The sequence below is a fragment of the Microcystis panniformis FACHB-1757 genome (assembly GCF_001264245.1).
GTDB classification, from domain to species: domain Bacteria; phylum Cyanobacteriota; class Cyanobacteriia; order Cyanobacteriales; family Microcystaceae; genus Microcystis; species Microcystis panniformis.
Genome location: NZ_CP011339.1, coordinates 1684056 through 1709132, shown reverse-complemented (window position 1 = coordinate 1709132; position 25077 = coordinate 1684056). Strand labels below are relative to the sequence as shown.

Here is a 25077-nt window from a genome sequence, read left to right as displayed (position 1 = left end):
AATAGAGAGCAATGAAGTTAAAACTCTCCGTAGCGGGACTTGAGCAAGTCAAAACCCGATGGGCGCAAAAACAAAAAGAAGGCTGGACTAGAGGGCATTTATGTAAGGAAGCTAGTCAATTTTGTCAACCTCGTATAGACTGGGTAGAAGATCTGGATTACCGATTTTCCTATGCCAATTCCTGCTCACCAGAGACTTTAGATCATTTTTTGAGGGGTAAAAACATTCAATCGGAAGGTTTTTTCGCCTTTTGTCGAGCTTTGAACATCGACCCTTCAAAAGTCGCAGATCTAGATAATCTTTTGCAAAAACTGACTCAAGATATCGAGCCTATTTGGGTGGGGCGAGAGTCTCTTCAAAGTGATTTACTGGAAAAACTAAGAGGCGATTGTCGTATTGTCGTAATTACAGGAATAACAGGTATTGGGAAAACTGCCCTCGCCTACAAATTAGCCTTAGCTTTGTGTCAAGAAGGGTTTCCTCCTGAACTGCCTATTGATTTTGATGGGTTTAATCAACGGGAGGATCAACAGTCGCAATCAGAAGCACAAAACTTTATCAGCACAGCTATTGATTTACTCAATCGTGGCGATGAACCTGTTACGGCAAAACAAGCAAAAAACCCAGAACAATTATTAACTCAACTGGTTAATCATCTGAGCAATAATCGTCGATTGATTTGGTTTGATTCAATGGAAAATCTTTTACAAGGAGAACAACAAGATGGCAGTAATCGCTTTAAAGACCCCCTCTGGCGAGTCTTTTTTCAAAGGATATTAGAAGCCGAAGATTGTCAGACTCGAATTGTGATAACTTCGCAGGATAAGCCTGAAGATTTTGAAACTTTTAGTCAAGCTCAATATTGGCATATTCAGCCATTAATGGGATTAGAAGAGCAGGAAAGTTTACAGTTATTTGAACGTTTATTTCAACAAGCAGAAGTCGAATTAATTCTTCATGGACGTAACCTTGCTTACCTTAAAGAGATCGGAAAACTTTATGAAGGACATCCTCTCGCTATCCGCTTAATTTCCGGTGATATTATTGATAGAATGAATGGAAATATCAGCACTTATTATGAGGAGAATAAATCCCGATTTCGACGATTAAGAGAAATGATTGATGAAGCTCAAAAAGCCAATCCTGATGATTATTACAAAGTCAACTTAATGACCAAACAATTACGAAAACAACTGTTAGAGGAGGAAATCGAAAGAACAATAGAGCGACTTGAAAAAACTTTTAAAACTGCTTATTTATTGCTTATCTATGGCTCCACTTATTCATCTTTTGAATTTAAAAATGCGTGGTTTGAAAATCTTCAATTATTCTCAGAATACGAGGAACAAGATTTAGACCTAGCTCTTTTTACCTTGTTTAACCGTTATTTAGTAGAAACTCAAAAACAACTGGGATATGAACCACATATCAAACAGCACAGCTTAATTCGCAATGTTGCTTTCAAGCATCTAGTATCTACCCAAAGAAAAGAAGGAAAACCAAATCATGAATGATTTTCAATCTCCTCAATTAAGAGTCAAAGAACGTCTCACAAGTATCGATTTTACTGTTTTTGGAGAACTCGCTCAAGTTAAACAAAAAGGGGAAATTTTAGGAGCGACAGGAAGTCATTTTGAAAAAGCACATTTTGGCGCATTTATCTGGCATTTAATTGGTTATGAACGCCATATTAAGGATAAAATGGGACAGCATCTCTCTATTCAAGAACGGGCAAGTCGTTATGTGGAAGCATTTCTCTGTCTATGTCGATTAGGTTGGTATAAAGAAGCTAAATCTTTATTTTCTTTACCCTTAGAAATTCATGATCCAACTTCTTTCCCTTTGCACAAACAATTACGCATCTGGGGACGCTATGAAGAGGGCATAAAACTGTGTAAAGAATTATTAGGAAATCTTGACAATGAAACCGATTTTCTCTGTTTAAGTGAACTTGGTTATATGTATCGAGAATTAGGACAATTAGACCAAGCAAAAAATTATGCGGAGAAACTCTTATCCTTAGCCGAGCAATTAAATAATCCTCTTTGGAAAGCAAGAGGAAAACAAAATATAGCAACAATTGATGGAATAAAAGGGGAATATTTAAGCGCTGAAATAGGACTGAATGAAGTTTTAAATCTAGCCGAGATTATTCCTGATTGTGACGAAAAATTTGAGATTATTAATGTTGCTTATTTAAATCTGGGTAATTGTTATGGTTATCAGGGAAAAATTGACCAGACTATTGCTTGTTTAGAAAAATACTTAAAATGGGCAGAAAAAATAAAAAACCTTATTTATCAAGCAACGGCTTTACGAAATTTAGGAGAAGCATACCGGCGAATCAATGATTTAAATCCAGCTATCGATTATACTCAAAGAAGTCTTAACTTATCTGAGCAAATAACCGATGAAGCAGGAATTATTTTATCCTTGGGAAATTTAGCCTCAATTTATGGGCAACAAGCAAATTTTCAGGAGTCTGAAAAATACTTTAAGCAACAAAAGAAAAAAGCTTTAGCTATTTCAGATGTAGCAAGTGTTGCCCATGCTTGCGCTGGATTAGGAGAAATTTATAGTATCACTCGAAAGGATGATCTAGCCTATCAATATCTTAACCAAGCTTTAGATATTGCCCTCGATATTGGAGAAAGATATATAGAACTAGAGACTTTAATTGTTTTGGCCGAATTTGAAGAAAAAACCCATGATCTTAAATCAGCTATTAATCACTGGCAACGCGCCTTACATCTTTCTGAAAAATTAAATATTCTCTCCCATAAAGAGAACTGTGAACAAAATCTAGAAAGGTTGTTAAACCCCAACTAAGTTGAGACTGAGTAACGCACAGAAAACGGGTTTCTCGGAGAAACCCGTTTTCTACTCATGCAAAAGAGATGTCTATTGAAACAATCTGAATTTCCCTGACTCGGTGCATTGGTTTGGTTGGCTTTTCGGTGGTGATTAGTTCATCAGCTTGAATTTGCAGCGCAGCAGCAACATGAAGTGCATCCATCGCCGCTAAACCGTAAGTGCCAGCAATTTCATGACTCACTGCATCCTCCTCGACGTGCAGCAAGTTCTTGTTCTATTTCGTCTTCATTGAGCAGTTGCAATCCAGCCGAAATTGCCCTCTGTCGGATTTCCCATAACTTTTTGCTTAATGGTGTTTGGGGAATAAATTTAGCTTCTGGTGTTGTTTGTGACTCAGATTTAAGTATTTGAACAAATTGCCAAACTTTTTGTTGCTTTTCCGGTGTCAATTCTCGCCATTGTTCAAGTAGTTCTTCTTCTTTATCCATAAATACCTCGCTCTTAAATTATGAATTATTTGCTTTTAAGCAATGCTCATTGATAAAAACCATTCCAGACACAACGCTTAGGAACTTTTTCTATATACATGACCACTATTGCACGGGTACATCAAGAAAAGTTAACCGGTCTATCCATTGCTGGACAAGGGTTTTTGGCTCTTGTAGTAGATATGTATTGGGAAAGTTCAGGTATTTTAGGTGGGAATTGGTTCACCAGGACGCAAACTGAGTTGGTGATCCGTATGACTTCGATTTCAACTCGGTTCCTTCATTTTATCGTGTAAGATGGCGATCGCACTCTACTCCAAAGCCTCAATCGTGACTAGACCACCCTCGATCGCTTGAATCCGCAGATCGTAACCTCGCAATAGCTGCATCCCGATTAGTGGAAGTGTCTCTGATTCGTTGATGTAAATCTCACGATATTGCCCATCCCAAATCACGCGCCCGATGTAAACCTCAAACGTACAGAAAGTTCCGTCACCTAATGTGGCAATATCTCGGCCCTCCCAACTCAACCCCAATGTGGCAATTATGTCAGACGGCAAAGTGAGAAAACCCGAAAATCCTGTATCAATTACAGCATCTACCATCTGCGCTGTCTTATTATTCCTGAGCGCGATCGATAAGGTCGCTTCACACCTTTGATTCACAGGACCTTGCATCATTGCTTTGTTCTCAAACTCCTTGTACCAAAGTGATCGACTGCTAGATGTCCAATCCGAATAAACCAAGTCTGAGCATCAGGTACTCGTGCAGAAAGTTGTTTCGATGCTGTCAACAAATCATCGGCAACTTCAAACGCTCCGGTTTCAATGTCAATCGCCACAATTTTGCCATAATTGCCTTCTTCAACTTGAGAGCGCACTTGGGATTCATAGAGTTCATTGCCACGTCGGGCAAATTCTTTTTTGCTGTAGCGGGGTTGTCGAATTACCATATCCTTGACTTCGATTTCAACTCGGTTTAATTATTTTATCCTGTAACATGGCGAACGCACTTACAGCCGTCTGACTTGCGCTAAAGCCTCTTCGCCTGAAATTAGCTGAACAGAACTATTTCTCGCTTCATCTCTGCGTCCTTTAGCTTCAACAATCCACATCGACTCAATCGGAACTTTTTCCATGTACATGACCACTATTGCACGAGTACAGCAAGAAAATTTAACCGGTCTATCTATTGCTGGATAAGGGTTTTCGGCTTTTGTAGTAAATATGTATGGGGGTAAATTCAGGTGTTTTAGGTGGGAATTGGTTCACCCGGACGCAAACTAGACCATTTACCAGTTTCCCGTAAAAAGCTGTCGCAACCCACCACATCCCATTCCATTTCGATATAATCTTCCTTGGTGCGAATGTTAACGTTAATAGAAGGGTTCTTCGCTTCAAAGTCCGGTGTCTCGGTGAGATGACGTTCCTGATGTTGTGTTTCTACGGCATGATAGGTGAGACAGCGATCAACAAAATAGCAGTTAATACAAATACACATAGGTTTAACTCTATAAGTCTTTTCCGTTAATCTAGCTCAGTCTCTCCCCAAATAGGGCCGGTAAAAATTATATTTTTGTAAATTTATCTTCTCGATGTCTTGTCAAAAAAACCTAGATAGTTTAGTTAAAGAAGTTTTTGCGATTAATCAGCAAGAATTGCCAGAAAATGCTTATTTAGTCGGTGGTGCTGTGCGAGACGCTTTATTAAACCGTCAGAAAGACTATATTGACCTAGATTTTGTGGTTCCCGAAAAAGCGATCGAAATTGCCCAAACTATTGCCCATCATTATAAAGCCGGTTTTGTGGTTTTAGATGCGGTTCGTCAAATTGCTCGCGTCGTTTTTCCGCAGGGGACTCTTGATTTCGCGCAACAGGAGGGAGAATCTCTGGAAATAGACCTAAAAAGACGGGATTTCACCGTTAATGCTCTCGCTTATAATCTCCACACCCAAGAAATTTTCGATCCTTTAGGGGGATTAAAAGATTTAGGCTGCCAATCTCTGCGGATGATTTCTAGGGAAAATCTCCAAGATGATCCCCTAAGATTATTAAGGGCTTATCGACAAGCGGCTCAATTGGACTTTGAGATCGAACCCCATACCCGTGCAACTATTCGTTCTCTTGCCCCTTTATTGCGCCGTGTAGCCGCCGAAAGGGTACAATCCGAGTTGAATTACCTTTTGCTCAATTCCCGTGGCAATAAATGGCTAAAAAGTGCCTGGGAAGATGGCTTATTATCCCTCTGGTTGCGTCGGATTACCCCCGCAAAAATGGAGCGAGTTATGGGGGTGGAAGCGGCAGCGGGATTTTTAGAATCTTTGTTACCAGAAAAATTTATCTTTTCCCCTTCTCAGTTACAGTTGACAAAATTGGCCCTATTGGTATCGGATATCTTAGCAGAAGCGGAAAAAGAGTTAATCGATCTCAAGTATTCCAGGGGGGAAATTCGCACGGTAATCACGGTGATTAAGTGTTTACCTCCCCTCAAGGAGCCAGATAATTTGAGTCTGCGGGAACAGTATTTTATTTATCTAAATACGGGAAAAGTATTTCCTGTCTTTGCCCTTTTTGCTTTATCGATGGGGATTAACAAAAATATCGTCGCTTCTCTGTTGACTTCCTATCTCGATCCCGATAATATTATCGCCCATCCCCGACCTTTATTAAGGGGCGATGATTTAATTAACCATTTACACCTGAAACCTAGTCCGATTATCGGTAAGTTATTAACCGAGGTACAAATTGCCCAAATTGAAGGCAAAGTTACAGTTTTTCAGGAGGCGATCGATTTTGCTAAAAAGTTATTATAAGTAGCTGGTTATAATTAAATTAAAAATGGATTTTAGGTTCGATCCCCCCTGCCCCCCTTGATAAGGGGGGTGCCGATAGGCGGGGGGATCTACCCTTGATAAGGGGGGTGCCGATAGGCGGGGGGATCTACCCTTGATAAGGGGGGTGCCGATAGGCGGGGGGATCTACCCTTGATAAGGGGGGTGCCGATAGGCGGGGGGATCTACCCTTGATAAGGGGGGTGCCGATAGGCGGGGGGATCTACCCTTGATAAGGGGGGTGCCGATAGGCGGGGGGATCTACCCTTGATAAGGGGGGTGCCGATCCCCCCTTAATCCCCCCTTAATAAGGGTAGGGTTGATTCATTTAAATTAAGTACAGCTAATTTTGAGTCAATAAATTTGACTGAAGATTCTCAAGTTTATCTTTTTCTAATCAAAATAGTTAGTCACAATAACTAATCTTTAATCTTCTGCCAAATTTATTATGAATAAATTGATAAAGCTTGTTCCCAAGCCACTAAAAGCCTATCTCTCTTCAAATTTTCTGAGAGTACATCCTGTTAATTTAGCTAATTTTTCTGCTTCTTACGTCGATAAAACTATCAGTTTTTCCCAACGTTCAGCTAACCACCTCTGTCCCTCTGTGATTGAGAGAAAACCCAAACCTCTGAAAAGATTCAATCCTATAGTTGTGAGAATTGACCAATTGCTGGCCGCTTGAAAATCACTGATCTCGCTTTTATCTTCCTCAAAAATTACATCTTTTACCCAATGTAACTGATTTTCTATTTTCCAATGTCCTCGAATAATTTTAGCAAATACTTCGGCGGATTCGGTTAGGCTACTGATATAGTAAGCTGTTTCCTCATAAGTTTTATCCCCGCGACTACCCTTTCTTTCTACTTTAACAATTCTTCGCAGATTTTCAAACCCTTTTCTTTCATTTTTCCTCACTTTAAAAACTTCTATTTTTCTTGATATTTTTCGTCCATGACTATTATCTTGTTCGAGAAAGCAACTTTCTGGCTTTGAGGAATTACTCAGGTCTTGTATTCGCTTATAAAGATTTTTCTGATTTCCTTTAACGGTGATAACATAGTCATTTTTAGTCTTGGCTATTAAGCTGATTGTTTTCTTCTGACAGTGTAAAGCATCCCCAGTAAAAACTTTATTTTGGAGAGAGCAATCCTCAATTATAGCTTGCCCTTCGTCGATTTCAGACCCTTTTTTGTTTTCGATTCTTTTTAAGTGTAATACCAAGCCACTTTCTTGACTAAACAATGAGATAAACATGATAAAATTTTGTTGTTCATTGTTAGGATTCTTTAGGGTGTTTTTGAGACTTTTTCCATCTATGCCTAGCCAATTTATATCATCTCTTTGTCCATATTCTTGTAATGCCCATTCATTAAACATTTTTAACAAACTCTGCCAGTCAACTCCCATCATTACCCTTCTAATTGTTGAATAGGATGGGACTCTTTCTGGAATTATGTTAAATTCTTTACTCAGCCTGTGCCGATTATTTTTAGCAAACTCTCCTAGTTCTCTATAACCTGAGTATCCTAGCATTGTTCCTAGTATTATTACTACTAATACTATCCATAAAGGGTGTCTTTTTCCTTTATCTTTCCGAAAGTCCTTGACTTGTTTTAGTTTTTCTATTAAGCTCAACATATATTTAAAAAGTTGGCGGTCACTTCTCATTTTACCTGATAGTGATCGCTTTTACTTTTGATATTCTGATGGGAGAATGAAACAGCCCTACCTTAATAAGGGGGGCATCTGACAACTTTTAACGCCTACCTACTTAGCAATTGTTCACAGTTTTGAGAGTTTTGTCTGTTAATCAGAGTTTTAGATTCCGATTGAGTCTCAGGGTTTTGACTTATCCAAAACTCAGATTATCCACAACTCAGATTTATTTAGTTTTAAGCTGTGAAGATTGGGGAGCGTTTTCTCCTTCTACGACTAAAGATTTCACATGAGAACCTTGAAACTTTTCCATATTGCTCACTCGCCACATAGCCAGGGGAAAAGTAATAGCAAATAAACCAAAAAGTCCCACTAATATCCAGACGATATCGTGCATTTTACGCGAGGAAACCTTTCTAACTTGAGCGTTCATTTTGTCACCTCCTAGGCTTTAAGTTAAAGGTAAATAGGGAAATAGTGGATGCCATGACATGGCCGTGGCGGCAATCATGAGGGCAAAAAACCAAAAGAGAATGGTCTTAGCTTTTATCTGGCGATCTTTCCAAAGATAATGCAGTATCGGCCAACTGACTAACCAGCCAATTAATAACATCGTTTCTTTGCCGCTATAACTGCCGATATTGCCCCACATTTTGCTAGGATTTTTACTGCCAGGTATCCAACTACCCAAATTCCAAAGAAAAGTTTCTACGGTTTTTGAATGGTCTGCATCGGAAAAATGGTGAGCAACCATCATTAAAAAACAGCCAATACCAGCACTAATAATCGCCGCCGCTGCTGGGCCAGAAGTGGCGGGGGAACGTTTGGCACCTTCGGCTAAACCTTGGGGAAATTGTTTTAAAAAAGCCCAGATTTTTCCGTACCAAGGACTATCGATGTAACGTTGAGTCATCAGATTTGTTCCTATTTTTTCAGAGTTCGTAAGTGTGTAAAACCGCAAAGTCCCACCGCTAAAAGTCCCCAGCCGTATTACCAGCAGTAGGGAAATGACCGACGATTTGACTTTGGTTGCTAATGCTGGCCGCCCTCGTATCCGTACCATCGGGGCTAAGTTTACACCCCCTAGGGCGGGAGCGGTGATAGATAACCCGAAAACCGTAGCTAAAACGAGCAAAAGTTGAATTTTGTTCACTTTTGAGGTAAAGTAGCTAAATAAGGGTTTACAGGGCGTGAATTTTGGCAACACCGAGGCCGCTAACGAGTCCACCCATGGCAAAAAACATCATCGCCATCAGGCCAATGCAAGTGACCGTTAACACCGGTCTATTAGCTTTGTCTAGGATTGAGTCGCCGTATTTCCAGAGAATCCAAGTGCAGGCCACCCCTAGGGGTAGGGTAAAAAGGACGCTGAATTCGTGGTATTCCATGAGGACGTATTGACCGAGGGGCGAATTTTCCTTTAGCCATGCCCGCGCACCGCCAAACTCTGAACCGGCCCGATAGCGCATATAGGCTAAATTGCCAGTGGCGATCGCCAAAGAAGCGAGGACGGTGGACCAGAAGGTGAGGGTTCGCATTTGCTGCAAAATTTTGCCAGAACCTCTGAGCAGCGGAAAAGCGAGATGACCAGCGTAAACAATCACGACTAGGGCTAATAGGGAACCAAAACCGTGAATTGTGCCTAGCCATCGCTGCCACGGACTCGGATGCAGCAGGTTGACGAAGGGCAGAAATAAAAATAGGCCCGCCGAGAGGATTCCTAGCCCATAGACGCAAACGGTGGCTATATCTAGGGTTTTCGGAAAATCAATTTTTTCTGATTCTGTGGTATAAGATGACATCGGTTTCTCCTTAACGGTCTAGAGAAGCTAAATGGGATTATTTCTCATTTAGCCCGGAATCTTGTTAGAACAAGTCCAGAGAGCATATTTGTCCAACCATCAGAGTATTTTTGGACTCAAGTTGACAATAAATAGAGTCAAGACTTGAATTTCGCCAATTCAAGTCTGAATTGCATCCCTGTCTGCTCTACAGCGTTTCTCGGATATATGAGGTATGTTTTCGCAACTGAGAATTCTTACTTCGGCAAGGTTTAATTTACAGTTCACCTTGATGAGAAACGCTACATCTTCATATGATCCCTAATTCGGGGTGCGATAGTCAAGAGATTTTCAAGGAAGATTGTTAATAAAGTTTACGGATATTTTTACCTAGTTCTTCGTTACTTGGCTCTTCTGGTTTCTGTGTGGAAACGAGGTCTATACTGATAGTTTATTCCGCCAAATAGCACTAAAAGTCTTGCCTGATAAGCATTTCACGATTCCATAAGCAAAAATTATCACACAAAGTCGAGAAGAGCCGTTACTTGGTATGGTTTGATCGGGGGGCATAAATCGACTACATCCTTATTAGATGAGCTTACCCTGAGAATCTGGCAAAGAAGGTTAGAAACTCAGTACATCAAAGCTTTTAGCTTAACTAATTAGGGTCTGCTGAAAAAGTTTTTCCTGGGGGTAGGAGTCAGGAGTCAGGAGTCAGGAGTTTCGGGCTTTGTTGCCATTGTTTTTTGTACCAAGCTATGTACTACAAGAAGGATAATGCAAGGTTTTTGAAAGTCCCAATCCTATTTTCTTGCACTAACATCGGACTTTAACAGGTCAAAAGCCTTATTTTAAAAGGGTTTTACCATTATTCAGCAGACCCTAATTAGGTTTGAGATTCGGCCCTTGTTATCGGGGAGCAATGTTACGCAAAAAAACCGAGTTAAATCCCAAAATTAGGCGTTTTTATCGACAAAATTGTCGAATCGAATTTTAAACAAAAACACGATGCTGTAGGGAAGGCATTTGTCGTCTCACTTGTTGCAGACGTTGCGGATTAATTTCGGCAATTGCCACTCCCGCTTCTTCCCCCGCATCGGCTAAAACCACACCCCAAGGATCGATAATCATAGCGTGACCGTGGGTGTAACGGCGTTCGTAATTATTGCCCGTTTGAGCGGGAGCTATTATATAACAAGTATTCTCGATCGCTCGCGCTTGTAACAAAACTTTCCAATGATCTTTCCCCGTAAAAGCTGTAAACGCCGCAGGTACAAATAAAACATCGGCTCCTTGCTGCGATAAATAGCGATAGAGTTCGGGAAAACGCACATCATAGCAAATCGAGAGGCCAATTTTGCCCAAGCTATCGGAGCCATAAATCGGCGGTAAATCGATCCCTGCCATGACTGTACTCGATTCCTGATAGGTGTTACCATCCGGGACATTGACATCAAAGAGATGGACTTTTTGATAACGGGCTAATTCCGCACCGTTGCCATCGACTAAAATAGCGGTATTATAAGCCTTATCGGCAATACCCGTCACCGGCACGGGAAAACCACCCCCTAAAATGGTCACTTGAAACCGTTGGGCCATGGTGCGGAGGAATTTATCGGCTTTGAGAGCAATAGTCTCGGCTTGGGCGATTTTATCGCTTTCTGCCCCCATAAAAGCGAAATTTTCCGGTAAACCGATTAATTCCGCCCCTTTACCCACGGCAAGTTCGATCAATTCTTCAGCGGCAGCGAGATTTTTCTCTAAATCCGGCTGACTGGTCATTTGAATGGCGGCGGCGAGATAGGATTTCATGGGGGTTGAAGCTCTAGAGTCGGATAATCTCTGTAAAATTAATCATAACCTTCGATTATATCCAATTTCAGATATTTTGTCACCCCATGAGTAAAATTGTTTTCTGTGACTTTGATGGCACTATCACCGCCGTGGAAACCTTTGCGGGTATGCTCAAAGAATTCGCCCCCGATTTATCAGCCCAAATTATGCCCCAAATGTACGCTCGCACTCTCAGTTTGCGCCGGGGTGTCCGTCAACTGCTAGAGTCGATACCGAGCCAAAAATACGCCGATATTCTTGCCTATGCCGAAAGCAAGCCAATTCGCCCCGGATTAGCTGAATTACTCGCTTTTTTACAGGAGCGAGCCATCCCTTTTATTATTATCTCCGGTGGTCTCCAAGGCATGATTGAAACGGTCTTAAAACGGGAGGGACTATTAGATAAGGTGACGGCAATTTATGGGGTCAATCTTTATACGCAAGGGGAATATCTGCAAGTTCACTCCGATTGGGAAAATGAGACGGAATTAGTAGCTAAAGCCTTGATTATGGCCAAATATTCGGGAGTAGAAACTATTGCGATCGGTGATTCTGTTACCGATATTACCATGGCTAGAAAGGCCGATCTAGTTTTTGCTAGGGATCGTTTAATCGATTATCTGCAAGCGGAAAATCAACCCTATATTCCTTGGGATAACTTTTTTGAGATTCGTGAATATCTGTTATTGAGAGATTAGGGATTAGCTGTTAATTAGCTGGTTGTAATTAAATTAAACATAGATTTTAGGTTCGATCCCCCCTGCCCCCTTGATAAGGGGGGTGCCGATAGGCGGGGGGCTCCCCCTTAATAAGGGGGGTGTCTGACAACTTTTAACACCTACCTACTTATAAGTAATGGTTAGGATAGGCAAGAGGCAATGATTTTCGCCGTCTCATTCCCAAGCTCCGCCTGGGAATGATTTTTAAAGGCTCTGCCTTCTGTAAAGATTACTCAGGAGGCAGAGACTCTCATTAAACATTTCTAGGCAGAGCCTAGAAACGAGAGATTCTAATAATCCAAGACTAACCCGTTAAAAGATTTTTTTACTAGCCTACTCTCAAGGGTAACAATAATTATAAATTTTTGTAAATTTGTGTTGGTTTACACTTGACAAAATCGGGGGGGTAGAATAGCGTTATGGCTCTGTCTTGTCATTAGAGGAACTAACTTAAAATTTAGTGATTGGCAATTTTGAAACAACCAATTTTTCTCCCTTGCCAATGTCGCTTAATTTGAGATTTTCTCCTTTAAAGGTCAGTCAGAACATTTGTTTGTTTGTTTGTTTTGAGGAAACTTTCTGAACATGAAAACTTCGACTGCAATTAAAAAACTGTCAATGACTGCTGCTGGCATAGCATTCTTTGCTGGAACTGTGGTACTTAATGCACAACAAGCAGTAGCGGTAGTCTTATTGCCCAACGGTGTGTGGCAATCCGGGCAAATTGAGAGTGATCCAGCATCCAACAACCCCACCTCGTGGGACTTTACGATTGCACCGGGATTCCAGGGCGCCTTTGATTTGGTCGATCAATTTATTGCTGGAGATGTTTACGACATTTACAATGGGGCTACTCTTTTAGGTAGTAGCGACTTTACACCTAAAACACCCCCATTCCCCTATCTGCCGAGTGGCAATCCTGGACTTGATGCTGACTGGGCGGCCGCAAGTACTTACAGTTCGGCTTCTCTACTCTTCGGACCAGGAAGTTACTCTCTATCATTAGCACCATCATCTACTTTCCCCGGCGGCCTTCCTGCGGGCTATTCTGTGCGGTTGAACCAGACTGCTGTTGCTGTTCCCGAACCTGCTTCAGTCTTAGGTTTACTCGCCATTGGTGTTTTAGGTGCGGGTTCAGCCTTGAAGCGCAAATTAAAATAAAAAACTGGCAAATCTAGCCTTAAATTAGCAGCGATCGCACTACATTGATAAAGTGCGATCGCTTTTTTTTGGGCATTCCAAATTTTTATTAATCTTTGTTAGAATGATGAGATGGGTAATGGCTTTGAGTTGATTGGAGAACTAACCGAAATAGAGATTATCGCCGTCAACCTCTCTATTCGTGAACTCAGAAGGCTAAAAGCGCAGTTTGGGGGTCGTCGATGGCGAAAGCTAAAAGGAGTCGGCTTAGTTCAATTTCCTAATGGAGAAATCCGCAAAGCTGAACTACACTGGTATGAGTCTCATGGTATTGGTCGGCGAAAAATGAAAGTTAAACGAGTTTTGGACTAAATATTTATGCAAACACCAGCATCTAACATTGAATTTGCTATCTGTATTACCGCTGAAGAAGGCGGAGATTTAGAGGTTTGTAAACTTTATCAAGTGTTACCTGATGCTAAAGCGCAAGAGGTGGGATGTTTGCGAGTGATTGATGAATCTGGCGAAGATTATTTGTATCCAGAAAATCATTTTGTCATAATAAAACTTCCTGAAACGGTACAAGTCCAGTTATTAGCAGTCCGCCCTTAAATAGCGAGTAAATTACCTGGGCGTTGCTGATAATAAACGACTTAGGCTGCAATACCGACCTTAGAAGTGATCGCCCTCTATAAATATAGCGTGATAGCTTTTTTGGTGTTAGAATAGAGGAAACCATAGTGTTTTGATTGGCTGAGACTTTTTATGCAATCTGATCTTTTCCAGACGACTCAACCTGCTTCAGATGAAGAGATTAAACAAGCGATCGCATCTGCATCTGAGGAACTGTTAACGCAGCTTAATCCAGATTATCTCATTTGTCAGGAAACATCGGTCATTCGCTTTGCAGATATCCCTCTTTCTGAACAGCAGGCACTAGAGCAAGCGTTAGCAGAACAAGCGCAAGGGAAAATTATCAAATATCGATTTTAACGTAAGATGGCGTATGATATCTGGTTGTCCTTAAGTACTAGAGACTTTTTGAGCAATTTAAAACAAGATGACCCTGAAACTTATCACAAAATCCGCGGTCTGTTGCATGATTTATCACTCCAGAGAGAAGATTTTCAAACAGGCGCTCCCGAAAGAATTGAAGTATTTATTGTCAACCATCTAAAAGTTTATTATAGAATAATACATCGCTTAAAAAGTATTGATGTTAAGTACCTAGGCAAAATTATTTACACATGACGATCATTGCCCCGTAAGGGTTTTAGCTCGATCGGGCAGGTAATTAATTTTGCATGACTACTTATTGATGTCATTGACTTGAGAGAATGAAATAACTAGACTATCAAATGGGGAGTTTGTCGCCATTATTTTCAACGCTTGAATTGAGAAAAATTGTTATGAAAGTTCAAACAGATTTGACGATTCCTGAGATTGATGAAATTAGAAAAGAGGGAGCTAAAGCTCTAGTAGAGAGATTGGGAATTGCTAAAGCGGCTTTCTTTCTAAGAGAAACAGCATCCCAACCTCTAAATTATTTAGAAATTAAAGATCAGTTATTTGGTGAAATGACAGCGACGGATATTTACGTTCAAACTAAAGGCGGCTATCCCTGAAATGATTGAGGAAATTCGTCAAAAAGTTAGACAAAACCAATTTGAATTTTCTCAACACGCTGTCAATCAAAGTATCCTGCGTCAGATCAGTGTTCAAGAATTACGGGAGGCGATGGAACAAAGCGAAATTATTGAAGATTATCCAGCTGATAAGTATGGTGCAAGCTGTTTACTTTTGGGATTTACTCTAATTAATAGAGCCTTACACATTCATTGTAGCTATCCCTCTCGCCCTTTGCTCAAAATTATTACCCTATATGAACCCGATCCAAATTTATGGATTGATTTTAAATCAAGGAGAACACCAGATGTCAACTAATTCTAGACCAGAAACCTTAATTGAACAAGAAGTTACCTATACCCTTGAAATCAATGGCAATTTTTTTATTATAGAAAATGTCCCCGCTAGAGTCTGTGTAGAAACAGGAGAGCGTTTTTTTGCACCAGAAACTGTCGAACGCTTGCAGGAAATTATCTGGGAAAATAAGCGACCAAAACGGGTAATTGAAACACCAGTATTTGACTTTGCTAGTTAGTGTTTAATAGAAAACTGGCAAATCGAGCAACAATTGAAGTCTTAAATTAGGGGCGATTGCGCTATATTTTTAGAGTGTGATCGCTTTTTTGTTTATAATAGTTAAAGACACGATAAATTGATTCAAGTCAAGCCCATGCCACTAACTCTTAATTTAACATCGGAAATCGAACAATATCTCAGCCAAAAAGCGAGGGAGAAAGGTCTTTCTCTAGAAGATTATGTCCTCAAGCTACTTAAAGATACTATTTTAGAACAAGAAAAACAGACCAAACTGGTTAATTTACTTCAATCTTGGATTGATGAAGAAGATGAACAAGAACAACAAGAAACCGGTGAATATTTAATCGAAGCACTTGACCAAGATCGCTTATCTGAGCGTCCTTTATTTCCGGCTGAATTAAAGGGAGTAACTTGGTGAATAGAGTAGTTTTATTAGATACGGGAATTATCGGTTTAATTACTAATCCTAAGCGATCGCATGAAAGTCTAGCTTGTAATTGTTGGCTACAAACCCTAATTAAAGCAGCTATTAGGGTTATTCTTCCAGAAATTGCTGATTATGAGGTGCGTCGAGGGTTGTTACGCACTAACAAGATTAAAGGAATTAAGCGACTGGATGAGTTAGCATGGGTTACGCTACCGCTAACCCATCCTACAAATAATTGTGCGTCCCTACTTATGACAAAATATTGATCGGGAGAAACTTTAAACCTTTTTTTGACTATCTCTGGTAATTAAATAATCATTGTTAAGTAGCTGGTTATAATTAAATTAAAAATGGATTTTAGGTTCGATTCCCCCTCAGTCCTAGAGTTGATTCATAGTAGGGTTGATTCATGAATCAACCCTACCCTTAGTCCCCCTTGATAAGGGTGGTGTCTGATAATTTTTAACGCCTACCTACTTATCTCCCATTAACCTGAAGAGGAATTATCTCAAATCCTTATTCATCCCCTAAATAAGCTTCAATCACCGCAGGATTCTCCCTGACTGTGGCTGGATCTCCCAAAGCGATTAACTTACCGAAATCTAATACAGCAATGCGATCGCATAATCCCATCACTAAAGGCACATGATGTTCGATTAACAGGACGGTTAGAGCTAAATTATCGCGAATTTGTCGAATTAGCTGACTTAATGACCCCTTTTCGCTGGGATTCATCCCGGCTGCTGGTTCATCGAGCAGTAATAACTGGGGTTGCAAAGCTAAAGCGCGGGCAATTTCCAAGCGTCTTTGATCACCATAGGCTAAATTACGGGCTTTGCGATTGCTTTGGTCGGTTAATCCGACTAAATCTAATAATTCTGCCGCTCTTTTATAGGTTTTTTCCTCCTCCCTTCTCGAAACTGGTAAACCCAAAATTCCCGTCCAAAGATTGGAGCTATTGTGAATATGACCAGCGATCGCCACATTTTCTAAAGCCGATAATTCACCAAATAAGCGCAAATTCTGGAAAGTACGGGCAATTCCCGCCTGAGCAATCTGGTGAGGACGATAATTAGCCAGACTGTCGCCTTGATAAATTAAATCACCACTGGATAGGGGAATTAAACCAGTGATCAGATTAAATAAAGTTGTTTTTCCCGCCCCATTAGGTCCAATTAAGCCAAAAATCTCGTTTTTTTGTACCTGAAAGGAAACCCCATCGACAGCGACTAATCCCCCAAATCGACGGGTGGCCCCCCGCACTTCTAATAAATTTGCTTGCATTCCTGTTAATAGGTTAAATTAGTCGATTTTACCTAAAATGTCGGATGAATGCCCCCGCTACATTTTTCGACAAGATACTCACCTTTGCGGGGGATGAAATCCGACCATAATATCATTGACATCCTCGCCGCCGTAAAACGGACGGCGATTCCCAAACCTCACGATTTAGGTTTCTGCTTCTTTCCCGAAGGATTTTTCGCACCTGCCTTAACAGATTTACTCTGTTCTGGTCTTATGGTCGCTCTACAGACTGACACCGCAAGCCCTGCGGCCAAAATGTTTTTACTAGCGTTAATATCTCGGTCATGGTGTGTTCCACAGTCTGGACAATCCCATTCTCGAACATTTAACGGCATTTTCAAGGGCAATATGCCCACAATTACTACATCTTTTAGAGCTAGGAAACCATCTATCTATTTCGATGTAGTTTCTCCCATACCAACGGCATTTATAGGCTAATTGTCGAGTGATTTCTCCCCAACTAACGTCAGATATTGCCTGAGATAATTTCGGGTTTTTGACCATATTCTTAACGGCTAAATTCTCAACCACAATCGTTTGGTTTTCCCGAACTAATTGAGTGGTTAGCTTATGTAAATGGTCTTTTCTGCTATCGGTGATTTGAGCGTGAATTCTGGCTACTTTGATTCTTGCTTTTTCCCGATTTTTTGACCTTTTCTGTTTTCTAGAAAGGCTTTTTTGGGCCTTTCGCAGTCTCCGATAATGCTTTTTAAAATGCTTGGGATTAGATACTTTATCGCCGTCGCTGGTAATCACAAGGCTACTAATTCCTAAGTCAATTCCGATGGCTTTATCTGTTACTGGTAATGGCTTAATTGTTGGGTCATCAAATCTTATTGAAATATGCCAACGTCCAGAGGGATGTAATCTGACTGTTACTGTGCTTGGTTCACAGCTTTCTGGTATTTGTCTTGACCATCGAATAGGTAAAGGTTCTGTGCATTTGGCTAAATAGATTTGTTTGTCTTTAAATTTAAAGGCTGACTTGGTAAATTCGGCACTTCCTCCTTGATGTTTTTTCTTAAAGTTAGGATACTTAGTACGACCAGCAAAGAAGTTAGTGAAAGCTGTTTGTAAATGTCTTAACCCTTGTTGTAAAGGTACACAGCTTACCTCATTGAGAAAGTCTAATTCTTCTTGCTTTTTCCACTCGGTTAGCATTGAAGAAGTTTGAACATATCCTACTCTTTCTTGTCTTTCGTACCAAGCTTGTGTTCTGAGATGGAGAGCTTTATTGTCAACCAATCTTACACAGCCCAAAGTGCGCCGCAATAGCGACTCTTGTTCTGGTGTTGGGTAAAATCGGTAGCGATAGCTTTTCCATATCTCGCATTCTAGCATATATCGTGTAAATGCGCTAATATTTAACAGTAAAGCCGTCGTAGAACGACGGGGTTTCAGATCCAAATTTTCGATGACCCTGAGCGAAGTGGCTCCCGAAGCTCCGCCGAAGAGCCGAAGGGTCAACCCCAGAGCATCGGTTTAATTGTACCATCTGTGGGTAAACTGTGTTATACTTAACTTAGCCAATGGTCGAGAATTGTGGTTCTTCGTTACTTGGTATGGTTCGATAGGAGGGCATAAATTGACTAAATCCTTATCTGGCAAGAGACTTAATTGATTAGTTCGCTCTAGAGCAAAAACAATTGACAAAAATCGCTAAATGCCTTTCTATATAAGGGTTCCATCCCTTATAACCCCCGTCCATTGCATAACACAAACCGAAGAGCCAGAATTGTTAAATGCTAGTCGTAGAAGTGAAGCTAAAAAACGGAACACCAGAGCAATATCACAGGCTTGATGAAGCTATCAGAACTTCTCAGTTTGTGCGTAATTCTTGTGTTCGTTATTGGATAGAAAATAAAGGGGTGGTGATTCGGTAGTAGTGATGGCGGCTTAATCCTTTGCTGTGCTGTGCGTTGTAGTCATGGATAAAATACCAAACAGCCCCAACGTGATTCTCCATTTTTTTAGAGAAAGATAGACTCTCTCTCACTAGCCGAGAAATCCTTTGTCGAAAGGTATTATTTAATCTTTCAATAGGATTAGTTTGACCAGTTTCTTTACCTACTGCCCGATGACGTTTACTAGGAATTACTGTCTTATAGGACTCCCAAAAGTCTGTGTAAGCAACCGCACATTGTCGGTAAACGCCTGGTAAACTAGCCCAAAGTTTTTTGGCTGATTGACGACTTCTATCTCCGCGCATAGCCACCAATAATTTCCCTTGTATTTCTATCAATTGCCAGCCAAATATAGACCTTTATCGTCTTAGAAAAAACCCAAGACCACATCTCATCACATTCTCTAACCAATTTACCTTTTGGTTTGTCCGAAACCTTTATTTGACGGGGGACAGCCGCCAGTTTATTGTTGACATAGTTTTGTTACCATGACCAACTTACCCCTGTTACTCTAGCAATTCCTCGCAAGGAAATTCGTTCGAGCAAGAGTTGATCAATTAATTGTTTGGTTTCGTCAGAGACGGTTTTATTAGTGGGATTGATCACAAACTGACGACCACATTCTTTACCTTGACGTTTGGGTTTTCCCTTAGGAATAGAACCATTCTTGATAGTATGGTGAGAACCACAATTAGGACAAGGGAATAGAGGTGAAGGGGGTACTTTGTTCGGTGGTAGACTGATATTTGAGTAAGCCAGACAGGAGCCAGAAAAAGATATTTATCAGAAAAGTCATGAGCAAGCTAGAGGTTTAAAGACTGATTCGAGCCAATTATTTTTATTAATAAATATTTTACACAATTCATACCAGGTAAGCAAGAGGGCTACGCCACTACTACCGAATCATTACCAATAAAGGAACAACCCGCAATGACCTCCAAAAGCTTTGTGCGGTACTATACTTTAGACGTTCATAATCTGAGATTTATTAAACTTCTGAAATCGTAGAGTCAGCAAGGAATCCAGTTCTTTTTTATGTTTCAGATGGGCATCATTCAGACATTCATAAATAGCTGAAGAAAAGTCAGAAAAGTTCTCATAATATTTACCATATAAACATTTCTTTTTGACCAATTTCCACAGCCTTTCAATTAAATTTAGATTAGGTGAATAAGACGGCAGATAGAGCAGCTCTATTGACAAAGAAAGAGCCAATTCTTCAACAATTTTACATTTTTGATAGCGGGCATTATCTAAGACTAGAGTGATGGGAATCATTAGTCCTAAAGCAGCTATTTTTGACCGGAGTTCACAGACTTGAGTTGCCGTAATATAATTGTCATATGTTACCAGAATAACTTCATGAGTTATTGCATTTAATGCTCCTAAAACATTGAAGCGTTTACGCCCGCTCGGTGACTTAACAAAAAGTCTCTCAAAACACCAAACAAAACCGAGAAATGCTCCCATGACGAAGTGAGCGGCATCAACAAAAAAAACAGCCCTTTTTCCTTCTTTAGCCTCATTTAGTCTGGGTTCTAGCTTTTTTTCTTTGTAGTCCTCTTGTTCATCTGGGTCAGCTTTAGAAGGAAGAGAACCTACTTTTAAACATTTCATTCCCATTGATTTTAAAAATTTTCTCACTTGGGTAGGACTTCGTTTTATTCCCGTCAATTCTTCTATCCTATATACAGCTTCATTTATTGTGGCTGGTGGATTTTTCTCGAAGTATTTTTTGAGGGTTTCTTTTTGAAACTCTAATTCACTTTTAGGGCGATAGAAGTTGATTTCTTTTAATTTTTCTATTCCGCCTTCTTGATAATCGCGAAGATAGGTTAATAAGGTATTTGGCGAGATTCCTGCTAACTGACAAATTTTTTGGTGCGGTATCTTTTGGCTTTTTAACCAGAGAACTTCCATCTTCAGTTGAACCCGGGGATGGGGATGATGAAATCTTTCATAATACAGTGAGTTCTTTTCTTCTTCCGTGAATTCTAGGTTAATCATGTTTTTAATGAGTGCTTTGCTTCTAATTATGACTCTTAAACTATATTATTGTCCTTGAGTAAAAAATGCAAGTTGTAGCCGTGCAAAGTATAGCTAACAATAAAGAAACCCCTTGGGTTAATAAATTAAACTCTCAAGCTCGTCAATCGGCTGCTGATAGAGCCTGGCAATCAATTACTAGGTTTTACCAGAATTGTCATGCTAAGATACCGGAAAAAAAGGGTTTTCCTCGGTTCAAAAAGCATAGCCGTTCGGTTGAATATAAACTAACAGGCTACAAACTATCAGATGATCGACGTAAAATCAAGTTCACTGATGGCTTTAAAGCAGGAGAATTTGATTTATGGTGTAGTCAAAAAACATTGGTTTATTATTCAGAACAACAGATTAAACGGGTAAGAGTTGTTAGACGTGCTGACGGTTATTATTGCCAGTTTTTGATTGACGTAGAACGGCAAGAATACTATAAACCAACGGGACAAATAACAGGAATTGACTTAGGGTTAAAAGAGTTTTATACCGATGCCCAAGGCAATACTGTAGAGAATCTACGTTATTTAAGAAAGTCAGAAAAACGACTGAAAAAAGCACAAAGGAGATTATCAAAACGATTTTGTCAAGGAAACAAACAGTCTAAAAACTATCACAAGCAACGGATAAAAGTAGCTAGGCTTCATCTTAAAGTATCAAGACAACGTAAAGACAAAGCAATTAAAGACGCTTTGGCGTTAGTCCAGTCTAATGATCTGGTAGTTTATGAAGCTTTAAAGGTAAGAAACTTAGTCAAAAACCGTAAGCTTGCCAAGTCAATTAGTGATGCTTCTTGGTATCAATTCACCGAATGGTTGAATTATTTTGCCAAGATTTATCGGATTGTCTGTGTTGCTGTCCCTCCCCATTTTACTAGCCAAGATTGTTCAGTTTGTGGGACGAGAGTTCAAAAAACATTAAGCACTAGAACTCATCAATGCCCCAATTGTCAAACAGTCTTAGATAGGGATCATAATGCAGCAATAAATATTCTTAAAAAAGGGTTACAATATTTGGGAAATCATCTCAATGCCTCGACTTCGCTCGGCATTGACACTGAGCGAAGTCGAAGTGTCAACGGTACTGTTGGGCAAACAGAAACCGACCCAAACGCATAATAGAGAGTCCGGCCTCTGGGTTCTTAATGGAGACATTGAGAATCTAAGCCGTCTCGTTGAACAAGGAATTTCCGATAGTGATAGGTCAAGAATCCCCCGTCACAGCGTAGCTTGACGGTGGGAGTATGTCAATCGATCAAGACGATTGCAAGTAAGCATTGCACCGACCAAAAAAAGATAATTGTCAGGAGAGTCACCCTGAAAGAATCAGTTTTAAAGATTTATTGGGCAATTATTTTGATTAGGAAATACTTTACACAATCCTAACTGGATAAACAAGACGGCTCACCACTACTAGCGAATCAAAATGCGTCTTAGCTTACCCTAAGGCCGATCGAGCTTGATCAGATAATCTGCCACAGCTTGGTAAGCTGGTAGAGTGGTAGGGTCGTTGGCCGCATTACCTGCTACGGGATAGGAAGCAAAACGAGCGATTACCATATCTGCACGGGGATCGATGTAGAGGGATTGACCGTGAACTCCCCGCGCCATAAAAGCACCATTCTCGTTGTGAGTAATCCACCACATACTGCGATAACTCCATCCCTTCAAGGCCGAGTATGACGCTCTCGCAAATACCTGTGGATCTCCCCCCTTGCCAATCTTGCGGATGACTTCTGGCGGCACTACTTGGCGATCGCCAACCTTGCCCTCGTCGAGGATCATTTGGCCGAAGCGCGCCAGGTCTCTTAAACCCGCATTTAAGCCGCCACCGGCGAAGGGAGTCCCGATCGAATCTACGGTAAAGTAAGCATCAATATCGGCACCGATTTGACTCCAAATTTTTTCCGAGAGAACTTCCGTCAGTGGTTGCCCCGTGACTCTAGCAATTAACCAACCAAGAACATCAGTATTAATAGTTTTATAGCCAAAACTCTGACCGTGTTCTCCTTTTTTTTGGACAGTTTGCAGGAATTGAAAATAAGTGCTGGGGCCAGTATAACCTTCTGGTTTCGGTAAAGGATTCCAGGCGGCCGCGTGTTGCCAGACCCCCGCCTTGGATCGGCATAATCTTCACTATAATCTAGGGCCGTGGTCATATCGAGAACTTGACGCACCGTGGCATCGCCAAAGCCGCTTTTCGTCAGTTCGGGAATATAATCCCTAACCAGTTTATTTTCCTCTAATTTATTTTCGGCCACTAACATTTCTCCCAATAATCCCACAAAGGATTTAGTTAGGGACATGGCCCCTTGACATCCTCGCCGCCCTAAAAGTGCGGCGATTCCTAAACCTCACGATTTAAGTTTCTGCTTCCACCACCGTCGCATACCACAGTTAAAAAACCATGTACTGTCTTACACAGAGTCCACAGACTTTCGCCCCATTTCAGAAGCCCGATTCCTTGTGTCCCACGGTACGTTGACCGCCTATAGCTTCTTGTACTTGTTGCGCGCGACTTTTTACCCGGCCAAGCTTTTCTGGTCGGAACCCCCTAAGCCGAGTTTTCAAGGTGCTGCGCCGTCCACTTGGTTTTCGAGACTGGCCTTTTAATTCTAACGTAAAGCCGTCGTTCTACGACGGCTTTACTGTTAAATATGAGCATCGTTTACGAAATATATGCTAAAACGTGAGGTATGGAAAAAGCCTACTCGTTTCGATTTTACCCCACACCCGAACAAGAGTCGCTATTGCGGCGCACTTTGGGCTGTGTAAGATTAGTTTACAACAAAGCTCTCCACGAACGAACACAAGCATGGTACGAAAGACAAGAAAGAGTAGGATATACTGAAACTTCTTCAATGCTAACCGATTGGAAAAAACAAGAAGAATTAGAGTTTTTAAACGAAGTTAGCTGTGTACCTTTACAACAAGGGTTAAGACATTTACAAACAGCTTTCACTAATTTCTTTGCTGGTCGTACTAAGTATCCTAGCTTTAAGAAAAAACATCAAGGAGGAAGTGCCGAATTTACCAAATCTGCTTTTAAGTTCAAAGACAAACAAATCTATTTAGCTAAATGCACAGAACCCTTACCTATTCGATGGTCAAGACAAATCCCAGAAAGCTGTGAACCAAGCACAGTAACAGTCAGATTACATCCTTCTGGACGTTGGCATATCTCAATTAGATTTGATGACCCAACGATTAAGCCTTTACCAGTAACAGATAAAGCCATTGGAATTGACTTAGGAATTAGTAGCCTTGTGATTACCAGCGATGGTGACAAAGTATCTAATCCCAAGCATTTTAAAAAGCATTATCGGAGACTGCGAAGAGCATCGAAAAGTCTTTCTAGAAAACAGAAAGGGTCAAAAAATCGGGAAAAGGCAAGAATCAAAGTAGCAAGGATTCACGCTCAAATCACCGATAGCAGAAAAGACCATTTACATAAGCTAACCACTCAATTAGTTCGTGAAAACCAAACGATTGTGGTTGAGAATTTAGCCGTCAAGAATCTGGTCAAAAACCCGAAATTATCTCAGGCAATATGTGATGTAAGCTGGGGAGAAATCACTAGACAATTAGCCTATAAATGCCGTTGGTATGGGAGAAATTACATCGAAATAGATAGATGGTTTCCTAGCTCTAAAAGGTGTAGTAATTGCGGGTATATTGCTGAAAAAATGCCGTTAAATATTCGAGAGTGGGATTGTCCAGACTGCGGGACTCACCATGACCGAGATGTTAACGCTAGTAAAAACATTTTGGCCGCAGGGCTTGCGGTGTCAGTCTGTAGAGCGACCATAAGACCAGAACAGAGTAAATCTGTTAAGGCAGGTGCGGAACCCCGCAAGGGAAAGAAGCAGAAACCCAAATCGTGAGGTTTGGGAATCACCGTCCGTTTACGGCGGTGAGGATGTCAAGGTATCAAGACTGATCCACTGTAGCCAAATATATAACGAAAAACTGCCATAA

28 protein-coding genes and 6 pseudogenes are annotated in these 25077 nt (G+C 40.7%); 16 read left to right on the top strand and 18 right to left on the bottom strand.

Annotation, left to right across the window (positions count from 1 at the left end):
- Window positions 1–11: 11 nt before the first annotated feature.
- A complete protein-coding gene (locus VL20_RS08245; protein ID WP_052276202.1) occupies window positions 12–1514 on the top strand; it encodes an nSTAND3 domain-containing NTPase in 1503 nt (500 codons plus the stop codon).
- Window positions 1507–2829: a tetratricopeptide repeat protein gene (locus tag VL20_RS08240; protein WP_052276201.1), complete on the top strand. Its 1323-nt coding sequence runs from the start codon at window positions 1507–1509 to the stop codon at window positions 2827–2829. Before VL20_RS08245 ends, VL20_RS08240 begins: the two co-directional genes overlap by 8 nt.
- A 55-nt stretch (window positions 2830–2884) precedes the next feature.
- On the opposite strand, the gene VL20_RS08235 is transcribed toward VL20_RS08240, so the two are convergent.
- From VL20_RS08235 to VL20_RS08215, 6 genes are all read right to left on the bottom strand, one after another.
- Window positions 2885–3079 carry a PIN domain-containing protein gene (locus VL20_RS08235; protein WP_052276200.1) on the bottom strand — a complete coding sequence of 65 codons (195 nt, stop codon included), beginning with the start codon at window positions 3077–3079 and terminating at the stop codon, window positions 2885–2887.
- Window positions 3045–3302, bottom strand: coding sequence for a hypothetical protein (locus VL20_RS08230; RefSeq protein ID WP_052276199.1), 258 nt, complete (start codon window positions 3300–3302; stop codon window positions 3045–3047). The genes VL20_RS08235 and VL20_RS08230 overlap by 35 nt, the downstream gene beginning before the upstream one ends.
- A 311-nt stretch (window positions 3303–3613) precedes the next feature.
- Window positions 3614–3982: a clan AA aspartic protease gene (locus VL20_RS08225; RefSeq protein WP_052276198.1), complete on the bottom strand. Its 369-nt coding sequence runs from the start codon at window positions 3980–3982 to the stop codon at window positions 3614–3616.
- Window positions 3979–4254 (bottom strand): hypothetical protein, encoded by a 276-nt coding sequence (locus tag VL20_RS08220; RefSeq protein WP_052276197.1) that lies wholly within the window; start codon window positions 4252–4254, stop codon window positions 3979–3981. The genes VL20_RS08225 and VL20_RS08220 overlap by 4 nt, the downstream gene beginning before the upstream one ends.
- A 60-nt stretch (window positions 4255–4314) precedes the next feature.
- On the bottom strand, window positions 4315–4440 hold the full coding sequence (locus tag VL20_RS32410) for a hypothetical protein (RefSeq protein WP_284526046.1): 126 nt from the start codon (window positions 4438–4440) through the stop codon (window positions 4315–4317).
- Between the two features lie 113 nt (window positions 4441–4553).
- A complete protein-coding gene (locus VL20_RS08215; protein ID WP_002745598.1) occupies window positions 4554–4802 on the bottom strand; it encodes a Ycf34 family protein in 249 nt (82 codons plus the stop codon).
- Between the two features lie 94 nt (window positions 4803–4896).
- Between VL20_RS08215 and VL20_RS08210 the strand changes: the two genes are divergently transcribed.
- Window positions 4897–6114 carry a tRNA nucleotidyltransferase/poly(A) polymerase-related protein gene (locus tag VL20_RS08210; protein WP_052276196.1) on the top strand — a complete coding sequence of 406 codons (1218 nt, stop codon included), beginning with the start codon at window positions 4897–4899 and terminating at the stop codon, window positions 6112–6114.
- A 567-nt stretch (window positions 6115–6681) separates the two neighbouring features.
- On the opposite strand, the gene VL20_RS08205 is transcribed toward VL20_RS08210, so the two are convergent.
- From VL20_RS08205 to VL20_RS08185, 5 genes are all read right to left on the bottom strand, one after another.
- Window positions 6682–7773 (bottom strand): ISAs1 family transposase, encoded by a 1092-nt coding sequence (locus tag VL20_RS08205; RefSeq protein ID WP_128575418.1) that lies wholly within the window; start codon window positions 7771–7773, stop codon window positions 6682–6684.
- A 244-nt stretch (window positions 7774–8017) separates the two neighbouring features.
- Window positions 8018–8224 carry a hypothetical protein gene (locus tag VL20_RS08200; RefSeq protein ID WP_002779193.1) on the bottom strand — a complete coding sequence of 69 codons (207 nt, stop codon included), beginning with the start codon at window positions 8222–8224 and terminating at the stop codon, window positions 8018–8020.
- A gap of 18 nt (window positions 8225–8242) precedes the next feature.
- Entirely contained in the window at window positions 8243–8704 is a 462-nt protein-coding gene (locus VL20_RS08195; protein ID WP_052276194.1) for a hypothetical protein, read from the bottom strand.
- Between the two features lie 268 nt (window positions 8705–8972).
- On the bottom strand, window positions 8973–9593 hold the full coding sequence (locus VL20_RS08190) for a hypothetical protein (protein ID WP_052276193.1): 621 nt from the start codon (window positions 9591–9593) through the stop codon (window positions 8973–8975).
- 972 nt (window positions 9594–10565) lie between these two features.
- Window positions 10566–11384 (bottom strand): carbon-nitrogen hydrolase family protein, encoded by an 819-nt coding sequence (locus VL20_RS08185; RefSeq protein WP_052276192.1) that lies wholly within the window; start codon window positions 11382–11384, stop codon window positions 10566–10568.
- A gap of 86 nt (window positions 11385–11470) precedes the next feature.
- Between VL20_RS08185 and VL20_RS08180 the strand changes: the two genes are divergently transcribed.
- From VL20_RS08180 to VL20_RS08130, 10 genes are all read left to right on the top strand, one after another.
- Complete coding sequence (locus VL20_RS08180; protein WP_052276191.1) at window positions 11471–12103, top strand: HAD-IB family phosphatase; 633 nt, start codon at window positions 11471–11473, stop codon at window positions 12101–12103.
- A 606-nt stretch (window positions 12104–12709) separates the two neighbouring features.
- Window positions 12710–13285 carry a PEP-CTERM sorting domain-containing protein gene (locus VL20_RS32405; RefSeq protein WP_052276190.1) on the top strand — a complete coding sequence of 192 codons (576 nt, stop codon included), beginning with the start codon at window positions 12710–12712 and terminating at the stop codon, window positions 13283–13285.
- Between the two features lie 111 nt (window positions 13286–13396).
- Window positions 13397–13636, top strand: coding sequence for a hypothetical protein (locus VL20_RS08170; RefSeq protein ID WP_002755261.1), 240 nt, complete (start codon window positions 13397–13399; stop codon window positions 13634–13636).
- Window positions 13637–13642: 6 nt separating this feature from the next.
- Window positions 13643–13876 (top strand): hypothetical protein, encoded by a 234-nt coding sequence (locus VL20_RS08165; RefSeq protein WP_002745620.1) that lies wholly within the window; start codon window positions 13643–13645, stop codon window positions 13874–13876.
- A gap of 153 nt (window positions 13877–14029) precedes the next feature.
- Complete coding sequence (locus VL20_RS08160; protein ID WP_052276189.1) at window positions 14030–14257, top strand: hypothetical protein; 228 nt, start codon at window positions 14030–14032, stop codon at window positions 14255–14257.
- 416 nt (window positions 14258–14673) lie between these two features.
- Entirely contained in the window at window positions 14674–14889 is a 216-nt protein-coding gene (locus VL20_RS08150) for a hypothetical protein (protein ID WP_052276187.1), read from the top strand.
- Window position 14890: 1 nt separating this feature from the next.
- Entirely contained in the window at window positions 14891–15208 is a 318-nt protein-coding gene (locus VL20_RS08145; RefSeq protein WP_002779213.1) for a DUF4258 domain-containing protein, read from the top strand.
- Window positions 15147–15425: a YgiT-type zinc finger protein gene (locus tag VL20_RS08140; RefSeq protein WP_128575172.1), complete on the top strand. Its 279-nt coding sequence runs from the start codon at window positions 15147–15149 to the stop codon at window positions 15423–15425. The genes VL20_RS08145 and VL20_RS08140 overlap by 62 nt, the downstream gene beginning before the upstream one ends.
- 135 nt (window positions 15426–15560) lie before the next feature.
- Window positions 15561–15845, top strand: coding sequence for a hypothetical protein (locus tag VL20_RS08135; protein WP_052276185.1), 285 nt, complete (start codon window positions 15561–15563; stop codon window positions 15843–15845).
- Window positions 15842–16120, top strand: coding sequence for a hypothetical protein (locus tag VL20_RS08130; RefSeq protein WP_052276184.1), 279 nt, complete (start codon window positions 15842–15844; stop codon window positions 16118–16120). Before VL20_RS08135 ends, VL20_RS08130 begins: the two co-directional genes overlap by 4 nt.
- A 250-nt stretch (window positions 16121–16370) precedes the next feature.
- On the opposite strand, the gene VL20_RS08125 is transcribed toward VL20_RS08130, so the two are convergent.
- The 3 genes and pseudogenes from VL20_RS08125 to VL20_RS33505 all read right to left on the bottom strand — a co-directional run bounded on the left by VL20_RS08125 (window position 16371) and on the right by VL20_RS33505 (window position 18824).
- The gene (locus tag VL20_RS08125; RefSeq protein ID WP_052276183.1) at window positions 16371–17138 is read right to left on the bottom strand and encodes an ABC transporter ATP-binding protein; all 768 of its coding nucleotides are present in this window, start codon (window positions 17136–17138) and stop codon (window positions 16371–16373) included.
- Between the two features lie 158 nt (window positions 17139–17296).
- Window positions 17297–18500, bottom strand: a pseudogene (locus VL20_RS08120) (RNA-guided endonuclease InsQ/TnpB family protein).
- Window positions 18501–18641: 141 nt separating this feature from the next.
- Window positions 18642–18824 (bottom strand): annotated as a pseudogene (locus VL20_RS33505) (hypothetical protein).
- 77 nt (window positions 18825–18901) lie between these two features.
- Between VL20_RS33505 and VL20_RS33665 the strand changes: the two are divergent.
- Window positions 18902–19027: pseudogene (locus tag VL20_RS33665) on the top strand (transposase); the annotation flags it as partial.
- Here the strand turns inward: VL20_RS33665 and VL20_RS27770 are convergent.
- Window positions 19006–19807, bottom strand: a pseudogene (locus VL20_RS27770) (IS1 family transposase). The pseudogenes VL20_RS33665 and VL20_RS27770 sit on opposite strands and share 22 nt — an antisense overlap.
- Window positions 19808–20026: 219 nt before the next feature.
- Entirely contained in the window at window positions 20027–21070 is a 1044-nt protein-coding gene (locus VL20_RS08110; protein ID WP_052276181.1) for an IS630 family transposase, read from the bottom strand.
- Between the two features lie 65 nt (window positions 21071–21135).
- Between VL20_RS08110 and VL20_RS08105 the strand changes: the two are divergent.
- Window positions 21136–22333: pseudogene (locus tag VL20_RS08105) on the top strand (RNA-guided endonuclease InsQ/TnpB family protein).
- Window positions 22334–22542: 209 nt separating this feature from the next.
- Here the strand turns inward: VL20_RS08105 and VL20_RS08100 are convergent.
- Window positions 22543–23142: pseudogene (locus VL20_RS08100) on the bottom strand (serine hydrolase domain-containing protein); the annotation flags it as partial.
- The gene (locus VL20_RS32400) at window positions 23049–23366 is read right to left on the bottom strand and encodes a serine hydrolase (RefSeq protein ID WP_284526159.1); all 318 of its coding nucleotides are present in this window, start codon (window positions 23364–23366) and stop codon (window positions 23049–23051) included. The pseudogene VL20_RS08100 and the gene VL20_RS32400, both read right to left, overlap by 94 nt.
- Window positions 23367–23795: 429 nt before the next feature.
- On the opposite strand from VL20_RS32400, the gene VL20_RS08095 reads away from it, so the two are divergent.
- The gene (locus tag VL20_RS08095; RefSeq protein WP_052276180.1) at window positions 23796–24983 is read left to right on the top strand and encodes an RNA-guided endonuclease InsQ/TnpB family protein; all 1188 of its coding nucleotides are present in this window, start codon (window positions 23796–23798) and stop codon (window positions 24981–24983) included.
- Window positions 24984–25077 lie beyond the last annotated feature (94 nt).